This window comes from Collimonas rhizosphaerae, assembly GCF_038896935.1.
In the GTDB taxonomy this organism is placed as follows: Bacteria; Pseudomonadota; Gammaproteobacteria; order Burkholderiales; family Burkholderiaceae_D; genus Collimonas; species Collimonas rhizosphaerae.
In genome coordinates, this window is sequence record NZ_JBANDC010000020.1 from 93306 (window position 1) to 111736 (window position 18431).

General features: G+C 58.6%; 11 protein-coding genes. 3 read left to right on the plus strand and 8 right to left on the minus strand.

Annotated elements, in window-relative coordinates:
• The first annotated feature begins 24 nt into the window (after positions 1-24).
• The gene (locus tag V8G57_RS22330; protein ID WP_342831273.1) at positions 25-837 is read left to right on the plus strand and encodes an OmpA family protein; all 813 of its coding nucleotides are present in this window, start codon (positions 25-27) and stop codon (positions 835-837) included.
• Positions 838-848: 11 nt separating this feature from the next.
• Here V8G57_RS22330 and V8G57_RS22335 read toward each other — a convergent pair whose 3' ends face one another.
• From V8G57_RS22335 to V8G57_RS22360, 6 genes are all read right to left on the minus strand, one after another.
• The gene (locus V8G57_RS22335) at positions 849-1754 is read right to left on the minus strand and encodes a hypothetical protein (RefSeq protein ID WP_342831274.1); all 906 of its coding nucleotides are present in this window, start codon (positions 1752-1754) and stop codon (positions 849-851) included.
• A gap of 45 nt (positions 1755-1799) precedes the next feature.
• Positions 1800-2279: a hypothetical protein gene (locus tag V8G57_RS22340; RefSeq protein ID WP_342831275.1), complete on the minus strand. Its 480-nt coding sequence runs from the start codon at positions 2277-2279 to the stop codon at positions 1800-1802.
• 350 nt (positions 2280-2629) lie between these two features.
• Positions 2630-5848, minus strand: a complete 3219-nt coding sequence (locus tag V8G57_RS22345; protein ID WP_342831276.1) for a di-heme oxidoredictase family protein — start codon at positions 5846-5848, stop codon at positions 2630-2632.
• 666 nt (positions 5849-6514) lie between these two features.
• Positions 6515-7699, minus strand: a complete 1185-nt coding sequence (locus V8G57_RS22350) for an alginate lyase family protein (RefSeq protein ID WP_342831277.1) — start codon at positions 7697-7699, stop codon at positions 6515-6517.
• Positions 7700-7728: 29 nt separating this feature from the next.
• Positions 7729-10491 carry an autotransporter family protein gene (locus V8G57_RS22355; RefSeq protein ID WP_342831278.1) on the minus strand — a complete coding sequence of 921 codons (2763 nt, stop codon included), beginning with the start codon at positions 10489-10491 and terminating at the stop codon, positions 7729-7731.
• A 167-nt stretch (positions 10492-10658) separates the two neighbouring features.
• Entirely contained in the window at positions 10659-12776 is a 2118-nt protein-coding gene (locus tag V8G57_RS22360; RefSeq protein ID WP_342831279.1) for an autotransporter-associated beta strand repeat-containing protein, read from the minus strand.
• A 179-nt stretch (positions 12777-12955) separates the two neighbouring features.
• On the opposite strand from V8G57_RS22360, the gene V8G57_RS22365 reads away from it, so the two are divergent.
• Positions 12956-14929 carry a phosphatase PAP2 family protein gene (locus V8G57_RS22365; protein WP_342831280.1) on the plus strand — a complete coding sequence of 658 codons (1974 nt, stop codon included), beginning with the start codon at positions 12956-12958 and terminating at the stop codon, positions 14927-14929.
• Between the two features lie 192 nt (positions 14930-15121).
• Here the strand turns inward: V8G57_RS22365 and pdxR are convergent, their stop codons facing one another.
• Complete coding sequence (gene pdxR, locus V8G57_RS22370; protein WP_342831281.1) at positions 15122-16633, minus strand: MocR-like pyridoxine biosynthesis transcription factor PdxR; 1512 nt, start codon at positions 16631-16633, stop codon at positions 15122-15124.
• Positions 16634-16775: 142 nt separating this feature from the next.
• Between pdxR and V8G57_RS22375 the strand changes: the two genes are divergently transcribed.
• Complete coding sequence (locus V8G57_RS22375) at positions 16776-17414, plus strand: FMN-binding negative transcriptional regulator (protein ID WP_342831282.1); 639 nt, start codon at positions 16776-16778, stop codon at positions 17412-17414.
• Between the two features lie 135 nt (positions 17415-17549).
• Here V8G57_RS22375 and adk read toward each other — a convergent pair whose 3' ends face one another.
• Positions 17550-18209, minus strand: coding sequence for an adenylate kinase (gene adk, locus V8G57_RS22380; RefSeq protein WP_342831283.1), 660 nt, complete (start codon positions 18207-18209; stop codon positions 17550-17552).
• Positions 18210-18431: the final 222 nt, after the last annotated feature.

Below are 18431 nucleotides of genomic sequence, written 5' to 3' on the forward strand. Positions count from 1 at the left end.
TCCTATTTTTTCCAGGACTAATGTATGCGACATTCTTCCAGCATCTTCCGTCGGGCTTTATGCATCAGCATGCTGTATTGCATGAGCTTTTCCGCCACCGCGGCCGACTCCGGCGAAGTGCATTTTCCGGCGCTTGACAGTTCCTACCTGAAGACCGGGGATTTTGTCGGCCCGGACCATGTAAAACGCGTGACGCCGGGCCAGAACAAAGACCAGGTGCGCCGCGAGCTCGGCAACCCGCATTTCAGCGAAGGCATCTTCAACGTACGCGAGTGGGATTACGCGTTCAATTTTTATACCGGCAAAGGCAACGAGTATGTCACTTGCCAGTTCAAGGTGAAGTTCGACTCGGACAACCGGGCTACGTCTACCCATTGGAAGGATCCGGACTGCGAAAAATACATCAATCCGCCCTCAGCCAAAGATGCGCCGGTAATAGAGAAAGTCTTGCCGCGCCGCGTGGAATTGGGCGCAGACGGCCTGTTTGCATTTGGCAAATCGGACCTCGGCAACCTTGATCCGGCCGGGCGCGGCAAACTCGACGATCTGGCAAACCGTCTCAAACAGGACGGCGTCAAATTGTCGTCGGTAGTTGTGACCGGGCACACGGACCGGATTGGCTCTGAAGAGGCAAACCTTGCATTGTCGCAGGCAAGAGCCGATACGATCCGCGATTATTTGATACAGAAAGGTGTGGACGGCCGTCTGGTGCGGGCATATGGCGCCGGCAAAGCCAAGCCGGTGGTTCAATGCCCCGGCCAGAAACTGACGCCGCAGCTGGTGCAATGCCTGCAACCGAACCGGCGCATCGAGATCGAAATCGTCGGCGAGCAATAAGCCTGACCGGCCTACTCTTGCGGCAAGAGATGGTTTTTCTTGCAACAGGCGGACGCGATTTGCCTGCCTGTCTGCAAGGCGCCGGCAAAATCCGCGTCGGACATGTGCGTGCCGACATTGCGCCTGAGCTGGTCTTCCGACAAGGCGCTGTTTCTCGCATCTGCTTCGGCGACCTTGTAGGCGAGCGATAATTTTGCATCGCGCGGCAGCAGTTCGCCGGCGTCATACACTTGCGCCAGCAATGCCAGGGCAAATGGCTCTCCCTGTCCGGCGGCGGATTTCAGTTCGGCGACGGCTTCGGTTTTCCACTGCTGTACGGCCGGATCGTCCGCGTTTTTTGCCAGGTCGGTATCGCGGCCGTATGGCCCTTCCATGAAGTAATCGATTTGCGCCTCCACTTTTCCTGCGCGCGCGGCCAAGGCCAGGAAGGAGAGACGCTCCTGGAGCTGCGCCGGATTGACGCCTTCGCACAATGCCAGCAATTTCTTTCGTTGATCCAGGAAGCGGTCAAGCTCGGCGGCGCTGTTGTATGCGGGAGCAGGCTCGTCATTGCTGGCGCAAACCGCTGCCGCCTGGTAAACATTGTAGGCTGCGTCTTTGTCGCCGCTTCTTGCCAGGCTATTCCATTTGGCGATGTACTCCTGCGCGGTAAGCCCGCCCAGGTCGACCTGGCGGCCGTTTCGCGCATACACGGCGGTGGAGGGAGGAGGGGCCGTGGCGAAGCTGTTTTCCTGGTATGCCGTTCCTGGCGCAAACGGCGAAATCAGTTCGCCGCTGCGAGGAGACGGACTGGAAACAGGAGCCGGGCCTGCTTTTACGCTCAGCCTTTCTCCGGAACTCCCTGTCGTCGACAGATACATTCCAAGGCAGGCACCGGCCGCTGCGAGCAGCAGTGAATAACGGATAGTCAGGTTCACGGCATCGGGAAACCTAGCGGAATGACTGAGCAGGAACGACGGCGCTCAGTTCCACAAATAGCAATAAGTCTCGCTGGCTTCCAGGTTGGCGCCTTCGCTGCCATTCGCCAGCACTTTCTTGATGAATCCGTTTGGATGCGCCTGGTCCGGTGTGACGTTGCAGTTATCGTGGACCCAATGGATGCCATAGCCGCTGGTATACAGCTGGCCGCACATTTCCACCTTGTCGCCTATGCCGAACGCCGCCAGCGATTTCGGTATCGAAGTAGAGTTTTTTTGATAATCCTTCGCGTAGACGTTGTCCATGGCAACGTCATACGTCCTGCCATCCTTGTCCGCCTTTACGCTGATATGCGTATGCGAGAGCTTGACGCCCTTGAGCGCCTTGCCATCCGCAAATGTCGGTTTGGCGTTGACGGTGCCCGTGAGATAACTGCCTGCAGCGGCGTTGCAATCGGTTTGGCCGTCGGCCATGGCGTACATTGCCTGGGTCATCAGGCAAAGGGAAACCAGGATTTTTTTCATTTACTTTTTCTCCTTCATGTTTCTATCAGGTCCATCGGTTTATAAAACAGGGGATGACTGTTGCTTTCACCGTCACGCGGCACGGACTTTCTCCGGCCTGCGCCATGCAAGCCAGGATATCGTCCTGGCAGCTTGCAAAAAATAACAGTTACTTATTACGCAATGATGACTTTGGGCAATATTATGGCATTGCCATGTAGAAATAATTTATGTTGCCTGTTAATTAATCTGAAGTAAAGGACGCCGCCCAGGCTCCGCTGGCTATAAAAATGCCGAGAACCATGCAAAAGGCCGCTGGGTAGGTCATCTACCCAGCGGCCTGCACCTCATGCAAAACTATCCTTTAGCGACTACAGCGACTTGAGGAACGCCAGCAGGGCGTCGCGGTCCGTCGCGGACAGAGCCTGGAAGCGCTGGCGGGCGCGATCCGCCTCGCCGCCATGCCAGAGGATGGCCTCGGTCAGGTTGCGGGCGCGGCCATCGTGCAAATAACCGACTTTGGCGCTGTTGCCCATGACCTTGTCGGTGTAGCCGATGCCCCACAAAGGCGCCGTACGCCACATGCTGCCTTTGGCCTGGCCCTCGACAAACTTGTCGGCAAGGTCCGCACCCATGTCATGCAGCAGCAAGTCGGTATAAGGATGGATCGTCTGGTTGCGCAATTCGGCAAACAGATGGCCCGGCCCGGTCTTCATCTCGACTGCGTGGCAGGCCGTGCATCGTATGCCCTGGAAGACCTTGGAACCGCTGCTTACCTGTGCCGGATCGACGCGATGTTCATCCAGCGGCGCCACGCCTTTGGGGAAACCGCTGGCGATACTGCGCTGGGCTGGCACGCCCACCAGCGAAAGATAGTTGGAGATCGATTGCAGGTCGGACTCCGAGATGCCCTTCTGGGCGCCGGCGGAAGCGCAGCCGGCAGGGTCGGTGTTGCAGGCACGGTTGGGGTAGACGGGCGAGGTCACGGCCATGTCCAGCAGCAGCGCGGAAGCGGCCTGCTGGCGCAGCGTCGCCTTGGATGCCTTCCAGCCGAAGCGGCCCAGGCGGACGGCGCCTGTCTCCGGATCGAAGACGAAGTTAGGCAGTCCCTTGACGCCATCGGCGTCCGCTGTCGTGCGGGCTCGCGCAAGGATGTCCGCTTCCTGTACGGCTTCGAGCAAGCCGGTGCCGATCATGGGCTGGGCGGCGCGCAGCGAGACGGCATCCGGCACCGGTCCCTCGAACGCCAGCGTCGGCTTGCGCAATTCGACTGCGGTGCCGTCGGCAAGCTTCACCGAACGGGTCTCGAAGCCGCCGACGCTGACGCTGTTACCCCAATTCTGCGAGGTTCCGGTGGTCGATGCGCCATTCATCTGGACCGCGGTGCCATACTGCGGATGCGGCAGCTGCTGCCCCGTGGCATCGATCATCGCCACCCGCACCGACATGCTGTCAAGCCGCTGGTTCAATCCGCCCGGCGCTATGCTGCGGCCGTTGTTGACGTGGCAGGCGATGCAGGCGGACTGGTTGAAGCGTTGACCCTGCAGCCCGACTGCCGGCGCGTAGCGGTCGTTGCCCGGTTCGTTGTGGTCGCCGGTGGTGAAGTTGGTATGCACCAGCCGCCGGCCTTCGACGAAGCGCTGGATGTTCTGCATGCCGACATTGTTTTGCGGCTGCTGGAACATGAACAAGCCATTGTCCGAGTAGTTGTAGGACACCGAGCCGACGCCGCCCGACAAGGTCTCGGCCGGCAGCGGCACCGAATTCAGGCGCGGCTGCACGCCGTACCAAGGCCTGAGGCCGGTTCCCACCACGTATATCCATTCGGAAGAGTAGTAGCGGATGCCGCCGTCGTCGCCTTTGGCGAGCATGGCGTCCTTGGTCGAGAAGAACGACGGCGAGACTTCGATGACATCGCCCACCACCAGCGGACGTCCGGGAACGTCTTTGCCGTTGGGGAAGCCGTCGGGGCCAAGGTCTGCATGTCCCGGGTAACCATTGACGGTCAGGCTGCAGCCGTTGTTGTACATGCCGGCGTTGGCCAGCTTGCCGTTCGGCGGGTACGGTACAGGAGGGCAGATGGCGAGGTTGCGATCCACCAGTTCGCCGGGGTTCATCCAGCCATATCCGGTAACGCCAGGCCGGTCGAAAGCGCGGAACCAGGCGACGCCGCCGGGCAGCTGGGCTTGCTGGAAGTACTCGTTGACTTTCAGCGTCGGCTTGGTCACGCCTGCCACGCGGCTATTGTCGATGACCTCGAAACCCCAGGTGCGGTTCTTGAAGTACTGCGGCACGAACGTCAGGTAATTGCCTGGCCCTTTGTCCACCGGCAAGCCGGTGGCCTGGTCGACGGTATCGTTAGGGCCATAACCGATCTCATTCCATTCCTCGCCGCGCTCGCGGCCGTGGCGCGCCAGGCCGCGCGCACCGAAGCGGGTGACCAGCGTGCCGTCGGGCAGCGTGAACTGCAGCGTTTCCAGCGGTTCGGCCGATGTCGGCAATGGCGTCCAGCCGTTGCCGCTGGCGGGGAATTTCAGGGCCGATGTGGTGTTGTTGGGCAGCGTGTTGTCGCTGCCCGGTGTCTTGAACTGCGCCTCGAATAGCGAGTAGCCATACTGCGTGGCTCGGGCTATGCCTTGCAACCGGATGTAGCGGGCATTGACGCCGAGATTGAAAAATTCCTCGGTGCCGCCCTGGCCATTGCTCACGTAGCGCAGCTGCGACCAGGTCTGGCCGTCATCCGACACGCGCAACGCGTATTGCTTGCCGTAGGAGTTTTCCCAAAGCAGTTTCATATAGCCGACCTGCGTCTTGGCGCCAAAGTCGAATTGAATCCAGGCGCCGTCCTCGGACGCGCTGGACCAGCGCGTAGTCATCTTGCCGTCGATTGCCATGGCGGCCGACAAGCCCGGGTTTTCCAGGGCTGACGAGGTTGCCGCGACCGGCGTGATGGTCACGCCCGGCTTGCTGGTATCGACCGGCACAGGCACCGGATTTGATACGGGCGGCGCAACCGGGGTGCCTGAGAAGGCCTGGATCTCGAAGATCGAATAGCCGTACTGCGTCGAGCGTTTGATGCCCTTCATGCGCAGATAGCGGCCCTGGCCCGAGAGCCCGGTCCAGTCCTCGGAGCCGCCCTGGCTATTGTCCACGGTCTTGATCGTGGTCCAGTTGGCGTTGTCGTCGGAGACCTGCAGCAGGTATTGGAGAGCGTGCGCGTTTTCCCAGTCGATGTGTACGCGATTGATGACCTGGGATGTGCCGAAATCCAGCGTCAGGTATTCATCGTCGGAGAAGCCGCTGCCCCAGCGCGTGCTCTCGTTGTGGTCGATGGCGGCAGCGGCAGACAGGTCGCCGCGTTCCGCCGAACTGGCGCTGGCGCTCACCGGCGTCAGCACGGTTTCCGCAGCCGCGCTTGCCGCGGCCAGGGCCTTGGAGGACTTGGCCGCGGCATCCTGGGCTGCCGGATCGTCGCTGCCTCCGCCGCCGCAGGCTGCAAGCAGCAATGCCAAGGCGAGAGGCAGTACTTGTGTCGACAGATGGCGCAATGGGTCCAATTTCAGCTGACGTCGATATGGCACTTTGTTCATGGTGCGTTCCTTTGTTTTTGTTATTGCGTTCAGGTCAAAAAAAGTTGGTTCGGTTGGTTTATAAGCGGTCAAAATAAGTGGTCAAAACATTGCCATGCGTTGTTTCCATGTAAGGCATTGGAACGTTGAGCCCGGTGTTCATGTGAAGCTTGCTTGCTGATTCTGGCCAGGCTCGATGCCTGTGCAAATTATTTGCATTTGCCAATTCGTGTGTTGCGGCATGCGTCCAATGCTGCATCCCGTGGACTACGGGTTCGTATGAAATGTTCGATGACTGAATCGCCCGCGTGAGCTGTGCGGGAACTTGCTTAGGAGCAAGTGTTGTACCAGCAGGATTGTGGGTATTTTTTTTGACGTTTAGCGGCAATGAAGAATTTATTGCCCGTCATTTGTCAGAGACTGACATTTTTTGTCGGCGGGACTGATGCCTGCGGCGAGCAGGTGCCCTGCTTGTTTAGCGTGCCTGCAATTTGTTTAGTGCATCTTCGGTGTCGGCATTGTCTCGGACACGCAAAGAAGATACCGGGCCGCGCAGGAATGCGCCGCTCCTGCCGATCATCGAGGCCTTGTTTTTGCCGCCGCCCAAGAGTGGCATGTCATGCTTTGCTTATGCAGCAGCGGCATCCGAGTCATCCAATCGCATCTTGGTCCTGAACTTCGAGCAATTCATCGCAACGTATAAGTCAACGTGCCATAGCCGAGTTGATCGAAGCCACCGCTGTTTGGACCGTAGTTGCCCCCACCGCCTTCGGGACGCACTTTCTCTGCGAACGCCTTTGTATACGGTGCGTCCTGTCCCTTGAGAACCACATAGTGGTTGTAGAACAATTCCCAGACCGGACGATTATCACCGCGGCCGGCGCTGGAAATGACTTCCTGGGTCACGTCGCTGTTGCGGTACGGCGTGTAAGGGACATCCTGTCCCAGATTGTATTTGGCGATGTATTCGACCCCCTTCAGGACGCGTTTGTCGTCATAACCGAACATGTCGTCGTGCTGGTTCCACGCCATCTGGCAAAACGCACCAAGCAATGCAACGTTCAGCGTATTGTGGCCTTGGTCGCGCCCGCTCTCCTGCGTCTGCCCTAGTCCGTCCGGATATATTTTCCATACCAGGTGATTGATAGCGCCATTGCCCCCGCCATGCTTGAAGTATTCGATCGCCTCGTCATAGATGTCTCGACGGTCAGCGAGTATGCCGATAGCAATCAAGGAATCCATGTTGGCGAGGTCCCAGTTGGCCCAGTAGTGGTCTATTTTTGCGCCGTTATGCCTGGCCAGGAAATCATGGTTCATCGGATAGAAAACGTTGAGCATCATCGTTTTGAAGCGATTGAAATTACTCTCAGGCCATTTCTTGTATGTGCGCAGGATCTCTGCCGCATTGGCGAGCTGATAACCATAGATTCCGGACGCCAGGAATTTGTCCGAACTCCCGCTTATCCCGGTCAGCGTTGCCGACCAGGCGTCCAGGATGGAAGCAGCCTTGTCGGCATAGGCATCGTCGCCACTTATCTTCCAGCGCAAGGCAAGTGCATAGGCTGCCGCAGCATCGTTGAATAGCGCGCTGTAATTCTCTGGATGACCGGCACCGTCTTTGCCTCGGTAAACCACAACAACGGGGCGCGGCGCCCAGTTCAACGATGCATGAGGATTCTTGACAAGAATATTCCATCCATCAAGCCAAGGCTGTGCACTTTGCGCGACTTTGGTTTTCATCCGCTCCAGGTCGGCTTGGGTATGCAAGGCGCCAGGATGCGTAAAGGAATCCGCCCTTGCGGACGCAGCACCCAACGTGGTTATCATGGCTGCACAAACAAGGCTGCTTATTCTGCGTAATGAAAAAGTCATTTCTTCCAACTCCGTGAGAGTAAATCGGCTTACCAACTCCACCGCATGCCGGCATCCACCATCGCCATGCGCTGTTGCGCTCCGCCGAGGTTGGTCGTGTAAGTTCCGGTCACAAACGCACTGGCCGACTTGTTGATCGTGGCAACCAGACCCGCGTTCAGCTGGCCCGCTGTCTGATTCGTACCGCTGGAAATCACGGTAGTACCGTCAAAAGTGGTGGTGTCATGGGAGCCGGAACTGCGCAGCAGGTTCAGCCGCAGATATGGCTGCCAGATCGCGGCAGCTGTGTCAAAACGGCTTTGCAACCGCACTCCGAGGCGAGCGAGGAAGGTATTGCCGTTGTTGAAGCTCACAGTCGAGACACCGTCATTCAAGTTATTGAAGGATTGATTCTGCCAGATCACTTGCGCCTGAGGTTCGATGGTCACATCCGCGCCGAGTGGAATGGGAAGGCCGCCCTCGATCGATCCGATGAGTGCGCTGCCGTGGGTATGCGCGCCCACGCCATCATGTGAACGCGGATCCGCCGACAGTGAACTTCCCATCAGGACTGCATCTGTGTACCAGCCGCTTGGGCCGACGTGAGTCCAGTAGCCGCCAAGACTATATGCGTCGATAGCAAGATTGCCGACATCAAGATTCTGCACGGCCATCGCAAAACCGTTGACGTTGCCGGTGGCATGCGCATAGCCAAGAAACAGACCGTAATGATTACGTCGGCCACTGGCGCTAGTGTCGGCGTAGATGTCGTGACCGACCTGCATTCCCGTCATTGAGCCATCGAACTGGGGCGTGACAGTACCATCCTGACGTTGCTTGGTATGGCTGCCCCAGACACGCCCCCAAGCCGCCGGCAGTTCGCCGTTCTCGGTCAACAGCGATTGCTCTCCCTGCCTATCATGGAAATTATCGAGTTGCTGGATATTGACCTGCCGAGCGATGCTGGCAACTGCCGCATAGATAGGTACTTCGGGGCGATACAGCGGGATTGCTACGGAGCCTGTCGATGGCGTAGCTGGAGGTGCACCTAAGGTCGTGGTTGGAGGCACAACTACGGGCGGTGCTGGAGTTTGCGTCACGGTGTTGCGCAGATACCAGTTTTCAGATGTGCCGCTGGTCACCCCGCCTTTGGCAAGGTAGTAGGCATAAGCGCCGGCCTTGACCGGTGCCGCAAGTGCAAATGCACTTGCGGTAGTCGTCGCGCCATTCACGCTCTGCACCACCTCAATGCCATCGGCGACGATGGCCGCCCCAGGGCCGCCTACATTCGTGATGCGTAAGCTGGACGATCCGCTAGCGGTGCCACCGCTGATCACTAACCGGTCCGACGCCGCGCCGTCACCTGCGAGGTAGGTGTTCAGGGCGATGCTGCCATTTTGGCCAACATAGTTGCCGACAACATTGAGCCGGTTGCCAACTCCCTGACCGCCGATTTGCACCACGCCGGCATTCACCAATGTGCCGTTGATCGTAAAGGCGCCGTTGCCCGAACCGGCAAACGCGGACAAGGCATTGGCTACCGCGACGGTGCCGCCGTTGGTCACCGGTCCCGTGACGCTGCCATAGCCGGCTAGCGTGGCGCCGGATGAGATGACCGTGCTGCCGCCGCCGGACAATGCTGCATTCGCGTGGGAGGCGTCGCCCACCGCGAGTATTCCGGCGGCGATGATCGTGCCGCCGGAATAGGTATTGCCGCCGGCAGCTGCCGGCGCCAGCACTAACGTGCCGCCCAGGGTCTTTTCGAGCGCACCGGCGCCGGAAATGAAGCCGGCATAGGTTCCGTTGTCGGGCTGCGCGAAGCGCACCAGACCGTTGTCCACGACGGCAAGCGGCAGGTTTTGTGCGCGTGCTTCAAGCGTGCCGGCCGCATCGACGGTCATCTTTCCGGCATACGCGCTGTTGTTAGCCGTCAATGCCAGCGTGCCTTGCTGAACTTCGGCAATCCTGACTCCGGTGATAGGGGTGGTCAGCGTCCAGGTTCCCGCATCGTTTTTGATGAATGACGAGAAATTGATCATATCGCCGGAAAGGGATGCGCTTCCGGTCCCACTCAGGAAAAGGGTGTTGTTGCCTTTGCCGCCATCGAATTTTCCCGTAATGACCGATCCCGTATAGAGTCGCAGTGTGTCATCGCCGCCGGAAAAAACCAGGTCGCCGATGATCCGTCCCTTGTTGGTAAAGTCGACCGCGCCGTTGCCGGATGCGCCGATCACGTTGCCTGGCGCCTGGATGACGCCTGTTTCATTGTTGATAATCGTGTTCAGTCCGCTCGTATTCTGAAACCAGACGGCAACGGCATGATCTGCCCTGATCGTGCCATTGTTGATAATGAAGTTGCCGCTGCCCTGCGGATTGACAGCTTCGGCAGTGATTTCGGTGCCGGTCGCCAGGACCTGGCCTCCTTGATCGACAGTCAATGTGCTGTTATTGCGAAACTCGATCGTATTGGCGCCGTTCTTATATAGTCCAGCATTGCGGACCCCGTTGGCGCTTGCCGTGCCGCCGTTCTGGAGCGTTATGTCTGCATTGTCGCGCAGGCTGATGGCATTCGTATCGCCGACCGCGATCCGGCTTCCCGCGCCGACCGTGACTGTCCTGCCGTCTTCGGCAGCCAGATTGCCTCTGCCAACCGATGTTGTCCAGGGATTCGCCGCGCTGGCATCGCAGATTGTTGATTGTCCAGAGGTGCTGCAGGCGGCATAGACAGTCCCGGGTTTCATGCTCAGCACGGGTATCAGCAAAAGGGATGATGCGGCAGAAAGTGCAAAGCGATAGCGGACGGGATGGGACATGGTTGTTTTAATTTATGCCTTCAGTGTGCTCCAAGACTAGTCAGCGGAAAGGAAGCGAGGTATCAGGAAGCCTTGATTCTTCTACGGGATTCAGGCATTTCATCGTAGGGATTTCCCTACGAGGCGAGCTGCGCCGACGGCAGCCCGCGTCTTTCTTCATTGCGCCATCATTGCACCGTCACGTAGTAACTCGTAGCGTCCTGCCCGCCTACCAAAGAAACGCCGTTGCCGCTGACGCTGGTGAACGCGCCGCTGACGCCGCCCGCAGCTTGCACTACCACGAACCTGCTCCCCGGCGCCGGCGCCGAGGCGAAGTTGAGGACCAGGCTGCCGGCCAGAAGCGCCTGTCCGCCGGCCTTGAGCTGATCGGACACGCTGCCGATCGATAATGCAAGACTGCCGCCCGCTGTCTGTGTGTAGTTGCCGCTGACGTTGATCGCATGCTGGCTGCCAGCGGTTGCCAAGGTCGCGCTGTTGATGGTGCTGCCGCTACCCAATGCGGTGTCGCTGGCCACGCTCAGCGTGCCGCCGCTGATCGTGGTGCCGCCACTGTAGCTGCTGGCGCCCGACAGGGTCGTGGTTGCGGCTCCGGCCTGCTTGATCGTACCGCTGCCGCTGATGTTCGACAGGGTGATGGCGGTCGATGTGTTGGCGATAATCAGCGTGCCGTTGTCGACGATGGCATTGCTGAGGCTGCCGTTGGCCGATTCGGCTGTAAGCAGGCTGCTGTCTCCGGTGTAGGTAGCCACGGTGGTCTGGCGCGTGATAGCGCCATACGGCGCAGCCGCGGTCGGCGCACCCACCGTCGCCTGCACCGCGCTGACCGGCGCGCCGTTGCCGATCTGCAGCGTGGCGCCGGCGCCGATGGTGGTGATGCCGTTGTAGTTCTGCGGCATGGTCAGTATGGCGTAGTTGCCGGCGGTGGCGGCGATGGTGAGATTGCCGGTTCCGGTCGAACCGTCGGCATCCGGTCCGCCGCCGCCCCCTGTAATGCCTACGTTGCAGCTGTACTTGCCGTTGTAGTCGAACACCAGGGTCGCGCCTCTGTGCAGATTGATATAGGCATTTTTAACCGCGGAATTAGGCGCAGCGGGCGACGGCGCCGAAGGCAGGAAGAACTGATTGGTTGTGCCATCGCCCCACTGGGTCGTGCCGCCTTCGATGTTGATGCCGCGGAAGCTGGAGTGATCGCCGCCGGTGAGGCTGCCGGAGACATTTTGCACCAGCATGGTATTCAAGCTGGGATCGCTTAAGGCCGGCTTAAGCTGGTCGCCGCTGTTGCTATAGCTGTAGATGCCCGAAAAAATCACCAGGCCGGAGTTGGTGTTGATATCGTCGCCGTAATGGCTTTCCCAAATGGTTTTCGGATACTTCAGCTGGTGGAGTGCGGTATCGCCGAACAAGCCTTCCGGGGCCGCCGTGATGAAAGACTCGTTGCTGAAAATGGTCGCATTCGGCATCGAAAAAATGACATGGTCGACGCCGAAATAACCACCGTAGAGCTGAGAGTAGACACCGCTGAATGGATTGTCGCCGACGAAACGGACGGTGCCGCCGGTAGTGCCGATGGGCGGACGCCGGATGACGCCGCTGCCGCTCAGGATGCCCATGTTGAGTGGCGGACCGGATTCCAGGACCAGGGTGCCGTCGATCTGGAAATTGTCGAGATTGATCGTGGTGCCGGCCGTGTTGGGAATATAGCTGCCAATGCTGCCGCCGGTGGATGAAGGCGTGCCCAGCTGCAGTGTGGCGCCTGCATTGACGATCACCGCCGGCGGATTGGGATTGTGGATGACCCAGTAATGCACATGGTTGGGATCGGTGGGGCTCTTGGTCTGCGTGGCGGTCTCGGTTTGTTGCGAGGCCGGCAGCGTGAAGTTGCTGTCGGCGGTGAGCACCAGGGTACCCGACCCGCTCGGCGCGCGGACCGTGAGCGTACCGCTTCCGGAAATGATTCCGCCGTAAGTTGTCGTCCCGGAGGGGACATCGACGACAGAATCGCCATTGAGGACGACGTTCTGGTTTGCCAGGATCGCGGCGCTGATGTCGATCAGCGCCACCGTTGTCGCTGGCGTGGTAGTCGATCCGGTGGTTGTGGTATTGGTGCTTGTGCTGCCAGTGGAAGTCGTTGAGCTGTTGCCGTTTACGGTACCGGTCGTGGCGGGCGTCGCTGGACTGGCGGTGTTCGCAGCGCTGTTGCTGGCGCCGTCACCGCCCCCGCAGGCGGTGAGCGTCGAGAGCAAGGCAGCGACGATGGCCAGCGGAACGTGGTTTTTTATTCTCATGACTCAGAGTGGGAAAGTAATCAGTACCTCGCTCTAAGCACAGATTGTGCCTGACAAAAAATGACATGCATCCCGATGAGCGCCATTGCCGTTCAAATGCGGGCTGCAACGTCATGCTGCCGTAGCATTTGGCAACTATCATCCCTTCGTTTTGTTTCTGATAAATGAAGGCATAGAAAATGCGACTACGACAATCCTTCCTGCGCCGCCCGCTGGCGCTCGCCATCAGTGCATCCATGGCATTGACAGCTTGCGGTGGAGGATCAGATCAACTTGAGACTCCGCAATCGACGCCATCGGCATTGGTCATTCCGCCGGCGCCGGCGGACCCGGGCTATGTCGACACCGCGCCAGTTGCCGCATCGATCCCTGCTTTTGTCGATAATGTGGCGAGCAACCAGCGCGGGGATGCACGCTATGCGACTCTGGAAACGAATGCTGGCGTACGTGTTTTGGCGGGCTTCAAGGAAATATGGCAACCGCTCACCGATATTGTCGACGCTGGCGTCACCGCGCCTGCCGTCGGTAATTTTCCCGCCATTTCTCCGTCGACCTGGACAGGTATTCCGAACGATGGCACCCCGGGCGGCACGATACTCAACGCAGCCGTGCACAACGCGAACATCCAGTATGTCGTCGCAGCGACGTCCAATCGCACTTCAGCCCAGGCAGCGGCCGCTTATCTGGACGATCGTCGCGGCAAAGGATATAGCGTCACTGATGGCATGGGCCCGCTGACGGCCGCATGGCGCCAAGCGGCGCAACAGGCTACCAGCATTACGACGGTCCCGGCCGACGCCACCACTGTTTTATACAATGACAGCGGTAACAATACCGGTGTCGGCGGCAGCGCCAATCCGGCATTTGGTGGAGTGGTCGATTTTATCAACACCATGGGCAACAACGGATCAACAGAACCAGCCAAACGTTTTTACAAGTATGCTCGGCCATTTCGCTGGAGCAGCAGCGTGGTTGTGGTGCCTGCCCTGGTGCCGGCGAAGAGCCCGACACCCGCAACGGATGGCGGTTTTACCAGCGGTCATTCGGCGGAGGCTACCCGCGACGCAGTGGCGATGGCCTATGCCGTTCCTGAACGGTTCCAAGAGATTATCAGCCGTGGCCTGGAATTGGGAGAAAACCGGATTTTGGCTGGCATGCACTCGCCATTGGATGTGATGAGCGGACGCGTACTTGGTCAAGCCGTGGTTGCCGCCAATCTGGCCGATCCGGCTAATGCGGCTGCAAAAGCTGCTGCTGTTGCACAGGCCCATGCCGCGCTTATGGCGCAAACCAATACAACTCCCGACACCTTTAATGCTTTTGCTCACTCTGCTAACGCTACCACAGACCGGTTTGCAGATTATGCGAGCAACAAGGCAAATTATTCGCGCCGCACGACTTATGGTTTTGCACAAATAGGCGCAACTACCGCGCCCGCCAACGTACCTAAAGGCGCCGAGGTGCTATTGGAGACACGCTTGCCTTACCTCAGCGATGTCCAGCGCCGGGTAGTGTTGAAAACCACGGCGATTGCCTCCGGATATCCGGTCCTGGACGACGCCGAAGGCTGGGGACGCCTCAATCTTTTTGCCGCAGCAGACGGATATGCGGTCTTCAATGGCAATGTCGTGGTATCGATGGACGCCAGCAAAGGAGGCTTTTACGCCGTTGATAACTGGCGTAACGATATATCAGGTGCGGGGAAGTTAACCAAGCAGGGTAGCGGTGTCCTCAAGTTAAGTGGCAACAATACCTGGAGCGGCGGTGCGCAGCTGGAGGCGGGGACGCTGGAAGGGGATTCCGTGTCAGCCTTTGGTGCGAGCGATGTGTACGTCAGCGGCGGTACGCTGGCAAGCAATGCGCCTGGCGCACTGACAATTCAGGGGAAATATACGCAACTGGCGAACAGCACATTGGAACTGAATTTAGGGACCGGTCAGCAGGGAACACTTGCCGTCGCAGGAAACATGGCCATTGCCGGCGGCACTCTTCATATCAAGTTCCAGGGAGGCTATAAACCTGCCGTTGGCGACACGATCAGCATCATTGCCGCGACGAGTCTTAAAGGAAAATTCGACACGATTTCCGTGGACGGTTTTTCTGCGACGCCGTTATACAGCAATACGGGATTGCAATTGCGTATTGGCGCCTAAAGTGCCCTTATTGATTTCGGATGCGCATTGCTTGGTTCCTCTCTCTGTCCCGTTCCGCAAAGGAGGTCTTCGTCGGTGTCAAAGAAAGAAGAAAACATCTGGATCAAGCTTTTTCTTTCTTGCATCGTCATTTTCCAATTCGTGAAGCTCAAAAATTGCACGAGCAATTCAGGAAATACACGCTGCAAGAGCTTATGGCGATATGCAAGGCGTGGTCTTTCTCATCGTCACAATGATTGCAGCAAGGATCCGCACTGCTGTCTCCATCTGCTCGTTGCTGTATCCGCCTAAACCCAGGACGAGCCCTGAGCGGCCATTGCCCTCCGAATACATTGGGGACACTGCACGCACGGCGACTCCAGCCTCCACGGCGCGCGACGCCAGCAGGACGTCATCGATGCCGCGCGCTAGCCAGAGTACCAGGTGCATGCCCTGATCGCTTGGCTGCAGCCATCCATGATCCTTCGGAATCCATCGCTCGAGCATGCCTGCCAGCTGGCTTCGGCGCTCAGCGTATACGCCGCGGATGCGTCGGATATGCCGGTCCAGATGACCTTCGGTGATGAATGCGGCGAGGACGTGCTGGTCGGCGCTTGGCGTATGCCGGTCCATCAGCACACGCGCACCGCAGAAGGCGGGCACCAAAGCTTCGGGAACGATGGCGTAGCCAAGGCGCAGCGACGGAAACAGGATCTTGCTGAAGGTGCCCAGGTAGACGACGCGATCCGGCGCAAGCCCCTGCAGTGAAGGAAACGGATGGCCGGCATAGCGCAGTTCACTGTCGTAGTCGTCCTCTACGATCCACGCGCCGCTCTTCCTTGCCCAAGCCAGCAATGCATTCCTGCGCCCCATGCTCATCGGCATTCCCAGCGGATATTGGTGCGAAGGGGTGACGAATGCAGCACGCGCATCCTTTGCCATCGCCATGCCGGCGTCAACGTCGATGCCGGCATCGTCAACTGGAACGCGCACCATGCGATCCTGCCGCCCTGTGCTTTCGAGAATTCCCGTAATGCCCCGATAGGCGGGGTCTTCCACCCACGCGATGTCGGTGGCGCCCAGCAGCACCTGGCAGGCAAGGTACAACCCTTGCTGGGTTCCCGCCGTGATGATGACCTGTTCAGCACGGCACTGTACCGAGCGCGACCTCCGCACATACTCTGCCACGGCTTCCCGCAGGGCCTTGACACCCTGAGGATCGTCATAGCCCGAGGGCGCGCCTGGTCCTTGGGCGCGGATGCGGTTGCCGAGCCGTCGCCACGCTGCATCGGGTGCTGCCGGGCCGGTGGGAACGGAAACGGCAAAGGGTACCGGCGGGAGCGGCTTAAATTGCTCCGCGACTTTGGCGAAGGCGGCTGCAGGCGCCGGAAGTGAAGTGGGCGTCGTGTTTGCCGCCGGCTTTTGCGAACCGCTGGCGGCGGACCGCGATTGGGCCAGCGCGGAAGCGACTCGCGTGCCCGCCCTTGGTTGTGCATCGAGAAACCCCTCGGCGATCAGTTGTTCATACGCCTCCATGACGGTACCGCGAGCAATATCGAGCGCGGCGGCTAGCTGGCGGGTCGAAGGAAGAAGATCGCCAGGTTTCAAGTTGCCGGTGCGTATTGCCTCGCGCAGAGCGTGCGTCAATTGGCGGCCAAGATGGCCGCTTGTCCGGTCCAAGCCGCTGATGGGTGGCAAATCAACAGCTTGGGGGCGTCGCGGCATACGATTCTGGCCTGCTGGAATTGATCAATTGTGGATCTATATAGTAATCCAGAAAATAACCATAATCCAGGTTGGATGACCAGCCATTACTGCCTGCAAAGGCATGAGCGTTTCAATCAGGATTAAAACCGGGAGAACTGACATGTATGTACCCACCCATTTCGATGAGCCTCGCATAGAAGTGCTGCATGACCTCATCAAGCAACATCCCTTTGGAATACTGTTCACGCATGGCGCGAGTGGACTGGATGCCAACCATATTCCTTTTGAACTCGATCCCCAGCGGGGCGGTATGGGCGTATTGAATGCCCATGTGGCGCGCGCCAATCCGGTATGGAAGGACGTATCCGACGGCGATGAGGTACTGGTGGTGTTTCGGGTCGCCGATGCGTATGTGTCGCCCACTTGGTATCCATCCAAACATGAGTTCCACAAGCAGGTACCCACCTGGAATTACGTGGTGGCTCATGCCTACGGACGCATCACCATCCGCGACGATGAGCGCTTCGTGCGCGGCCTGGTTGCCCGCCTGACCCGAACCCATGAAGCGTCGCAGCCGGCGCCGTGGAAGATGACGGACAGCTCCCAGGAGTACATTGACACGATGCTCAAGGCCATCGTGGGCCTGGAGATTGAAATCACGCGTCTTGTCGGCAAGTCAAAACTGAGCCAGAACAAGGAAGTGCGTGACATCCGCGGCGCCGGCGAGACGCTCAAGGCCCAAGGTGATCGCATGATTGGCGACGCCATGCTGGCTTGTGCTGACGCCAAGCCGGCATGAATTTTCTACCTGTTTGTAATTAGAGCTCACGGTTCGGTCGACGCCGGCTCTCACCTGAAAGACATCAATGCCATGTCATTCCTTGAAAACGAAGACTCGAAGGAATTCGTCGTACTGGTCAAAGCCAGTGATACGTCAATCCGGCGCCATGACAGAAAATGCATTGTCTCGAATGGCGTCTACTGGGCCGATACCATTTATCTTTCGATATTTTGCGGCCCCGGATTGTCCGGATTGGGCCCATTGAGCGTAATAGGCAATAAGCATTTTCGTTTGATCGTGATAAATCTTTAAACGTTTTTTAACCGTATCTTCTCTATCGTCCTCGCGCAGAATCAGGTCCTCGCCGGTGATATCGTCCGTTCCTTCGACCTTTGGCGGATTGAATTTCACATGATAGGTGCGACCGGATGGCGAGTGAACCCGGCGCCCGCTCATGCGTTCCAGAATGACCTCATCCGGCACATCGATCTCCAGCACAAAATCAATTGCGATGCCGGCTTCCTTCATCATCTCCGCCTGTGGAAGCGTGCGCGGAAAACCATCGAACAGATAACCGTTGGCGCAATCGGCTTGCTTCAAGCGATCTTTAACAAGACGAATAATGATTGCATCGGATACCAGGCCGCCCGCATCCATTATCTTTTTCACTTCCGTCCCCAGAGGCGTCTTGTCTTTTACTGCGGCTCGCAGCATGTCTCCGGTGGAGATATGCGGGATATTGAAACGTTCCTTAATAAAATTGGCTTGTGTGCCTTTTCCGGCGCCGGGTGGTCCTAAGAGGATGAGACGCATGATATTTCCGTAAAGTGAGATTCAATTCTCGGGCCGATGACAATTCCCTGTTGCTTCCATGCAGGGCATGTCTTCATTCATTGATTAAACCGGCTGCTTGAGCTGTTCCAGGATCGCCGGATTTTCCAAAGTGGAAACATCCTGGGTGATTTCCTCGCCTTTTGCCAGCACCCGCAGCAAGCGCCGCATGATCTTGCCGGAACGGGTTTTCGGCAGGTTGTC

Coding starts and splice junctions, on each gene's coding strand:
- V8G57_RS22330 (WP_342831273.1), top strand. CDS start 25: ATGCGACATTCTTCCAGCATCTTCCGTCGGGCTTTATGCATCAGCATG.
- V8G57_RS22340 (WP_342831275.1), bottom strand. CDS start 2,279: ATGAAAAAAATCCTGGTTTCCCTTTGCCTGATGACCCAGGCAATGTAC.
- V8G57_RS22345 (WP_342831276.1), bottom strand. CDS start 5,848: ATGAACAAAGTGCCATATCGACGTCAGCTGAAATTGGACCCATTGCGC.
- V8G57_RS22350 (WP_342831277.1), bottom strand. CDS start 7,699: ATGACTTTTTCATTACGCAGAATAAGCAGCCTTGTTTGTGCAGCCATG.
- V8G57_RS22355 (WP_342831278.1), bottom strand. CDS start 10,491: ATGTCCCATCCCGTCCGCTATCGCTTTGCACTTTCTGCCGCATCATCC.
- V8G57_RS22360 (WP_342831279.1), bottom strand. CDS start 12,776: ATGAGAATAAAAAACCACGTTCCGCTGGCCATCGTCGCTGCCTTGCTC.
- V8G57_RS22365 (WP_342831280.1), top strand. CDS start 12,956: ATGCGACTACGACAATCCTTCCTGCGCCGCCCGCTGGCGCTCGCCATC.
- pdxR (WP_342831281.1), bottom strand. CDS start 16,633: ATGCCGCGACGCCCCCAAGCTGTTGATTTGCCACCCATCAGCGGCTTG.
- V8G57_RS22375 (WP_342831282.1), top strand. CDS start 16,776: ATGTATGTACCCACCCATTTCGATGAGCCTCGCATAGAAGTGCTGCAT.
- adk (WP_342831283.1), bottom strand. CDS start 18,209: ATGCGTCTCATCCTCTTAGGACCACCCGGCGCCGGAAAAGGCACACAA.